This window comes from Thalassoglobus neptunius, from assembly GCF_007859735.1.
GTDB lineage: Bacteria > Planctomycetota > Planctomycetia > Planctomycetales > Planctomycetaceae > Thalassoglobus > Thalassoglobus neptunius.
The window spans coordinates 1-2,277 of the sequence record NZ_SIHI01000122.1 but is presented as its reverse complement, the minus strand read 5'-3'; the positions used below and the strand labels follow the sequence as shown (position 1 = coordinate 2,277).

General features: G+C 52.3%; 3 protein-coding genes. 2 read left to right on the top strand and 1 reads right to left on the bottom strand.

Translation table 11 applies throughout. The features are described 5' to 3' along the window. The first annotated feature begins 364 nt into the window (after positions 1 to 364). Both KOR42_RS26075 and KOR42_RS26070 read left to right on the top strand, forming a co-directional pair. On the top strand, positions 365 to 1,129 hold the full coding sequence (locus KOR42_RS26075) for a hypothetical protein (protein ID WP_231741149.1): 765 nt from the start codon (positions 365 to 367) through the stop codon (positions 1,127 to 1,129). A gap of 138 nt (positions 1,130 to 1,267) precedes the next feature. Continuing rightward, positions 1,268 to 1,534 (top strand): hypothetical protein, encoded by a 267-nt coding sequence (locus KOR42_RS26070; RefSeq protein WP_146512722.1) that lies wholly within the window; start codon positions 1,268 to 1,270, stop codon positions 1,532 to 1,534. Between the two features lie 345 nt (positions 1,535 to 1,879). Here KOR42_RS26070 and KOR42_RS26065 read toward each other — a convergent pair whose 3' ends face one another. Beyond that, the gene (locus KOR42_RS26065; RefSeq protein WP_146512721.1) at positions 1,880 to 2,170 is read right to left on the bottom strand and encodes a hypothetical protein; all 291 of its coding nucleotides are present in this window, start codon (positions 2,168 to 2,170) and stop codon (positions 1,880 to 1,882) included. Positions 2,171 to 2,277: the final 107 nt, after the last annotated feature.

Below are 2,277 nucleotides of genomic sequence, written 5' to 3'. Positions count from 1 at the left end.
ACCCACAACTCACCCTGAACTTCCGATTTCCGTCGCCCCAACGCCATCGTTTCCTCCTTGATCAACTCCAACTGCTGAAAGATAATTCATCTCCCCCATCAATGCGAGTTTTTCAACGGGCTGCTAGGGCGAAGTGACTGGGGCACAATCCGGCCGTCACAATCTGGAGCATTGATCTTCCAGGAAGATCGTGGTCAACTAACAGTGTCAACAGGAAGGTAGGTCCGGTTTCAACCGGCAAATGCTCACACTCGGATCTGCCAATTTGAACCGACCCTACGCGGCTACCAGTTATTCAGTCTCGTTTGAACGCGCCCTCAGTCATGATTCATGTCAATTCTTTTTAGGGGTTCTCGTGTCGGAAATGGAAAAAATTTCGATCAGTGGGTCGGTCGGTTTACGAGGGAGAAACAATCCAATCGATGTCCTGAAAGTGCAACGTCGACTCAACGCCTTGATGCCCCCACAACGGTTTCGGCTGAAAGAGAACGGTCAAGTCGGGATGGCAACGAAGGACGCGATTCGTGAATTTCAGCTGCTTGTCGTGGGCTACGTCTGGCCTGACAAACGCGTTGACACAAATGATCGTACGATCAGGATGCTCAACGATCCCAACTCGAAGAGAATCTGGGCAAATGATCCTCAGGCGACTCGTGCAATTGCACTCGATCGTCAGGTCGTGTGCGCCATCGAGCGAATTCGTAATAGCACGCCGTCGGAAAATTGTAACGACTTCACGGTTCAGGAATTGAATGAGTTGCGTCGGGAGATCGGCCGCCTGGAACGTGCTGTTCAAAGAGCGTACCCGGACGGTCGACCAACCGGAGCGGGAATCTATGCGATCATGACTCCCGGAAAAGCAACAGCTGGCGGTTTCGAACAAGCGACAGTTGCTTTCGATTGGGGAAAACAAAATTTTGGAGCCGCCGGGGAAATCACAGGCGCCATCCTGATGGCACCAGCGTCATTGTTTATCGTCGTTTACGGCGGAGTCCTCGACACGACGGCTGCAGTCGGTCAGTTAGCCGTCGGAGACCCGCAGCACGGCAGCCCGACTGATTATGATCAACAGGTCAAGAAAATCAGGACTCTCAGAGAGAAATTTGAAAAGGGGAGGAGTTCATTGTAAATACCGTAGGCAGGGTGGCATGCAACGCCGTTAACCTTTTTAGTGTTGTATCAAAAGACGTCTTGATGGAAATGTTGTGATGACGTAAGGCATTGTTGTCACACAAGTTCCTTTGTCATCTCGGAACGGAGTCCGGGCATGTCGCATCAAGACGTCGAAGTCGTCTCTGGCTGGGTCGCGCAGATTATTCCACAAAGCATCTGTTCTGCGCTCTCGTTTCGCAAGGACGTGCGTTGGTCAGCCAGACAGTTTGTCACGGTGATTTGGTTGTGGTCGCTGGCACCGCAAAACACGCTGACGGAGCTCGTGATCAAGGTGCTACTCTATTGTTCCGATCATGAGGACAAGAAGCAAACCCAAGAGTTCTGGCATCTCGCTCATGCTGACTCTCGGGCTGAGGGGTAGTCGTGAACCTGTAGACATCGGTTAGAAAACGTAGCGCTCGACGGGCGAAAAACGGAGCGCTGTTGTTGATAAGGAACCCGGTGGAGGGATGTGAGCGTCTCGGCCGGGAGTGTCGGTACAGGTTATTTCGTCTTTGATTGGCCAGAGCTTGAGCGTTTTGTGCGTCGTCTCTTCGCATCTTGCAGACGGTAGCTTTCCCCGGAGGCTTCGCATTCCTGGAACTCGCACCAAGTGTCACCCTTCGGATGGTCTCCGACACCGCCGCCTGCCTCGTCCTCGTCCAGGGCTACGAGCGTAGAAAAAAGAGAACGTCGGTGCATCCCGACAACTACCGACGAAATCGAATCAACCCTGATAACCCTTCAATCCGCGTCGTCGAATTTCGTTGTTCACAGTGTTTCGAGAACACCCCATCTCTTCCGCGATTTCATGGGCGGGAACCTTGCCCAGCTTCTTCACAATCCGCTTGGGCCATTCGAGCTTGTGAGGGATGTGTGGGGGAATTCCCTGACGTCGACGTTGCGTGTAGACACTCGATCGAGAGCGATTCAACTGCTGTGCAATCGCCTCATCCGTATCGGTTCCCAACAAATCGAGTTCCCACTGTTCCCAAGGCTTGTGATTCGGATTTGGCATGTTCTAGATCCTGCTAGAAAAAGAAAAACGCCCGGTATTTTACTACCGGGCGTTGACAAGAATTCATGAATTCTTGTCTGCCCGCCCCCTTGGATTGTTTATCACTG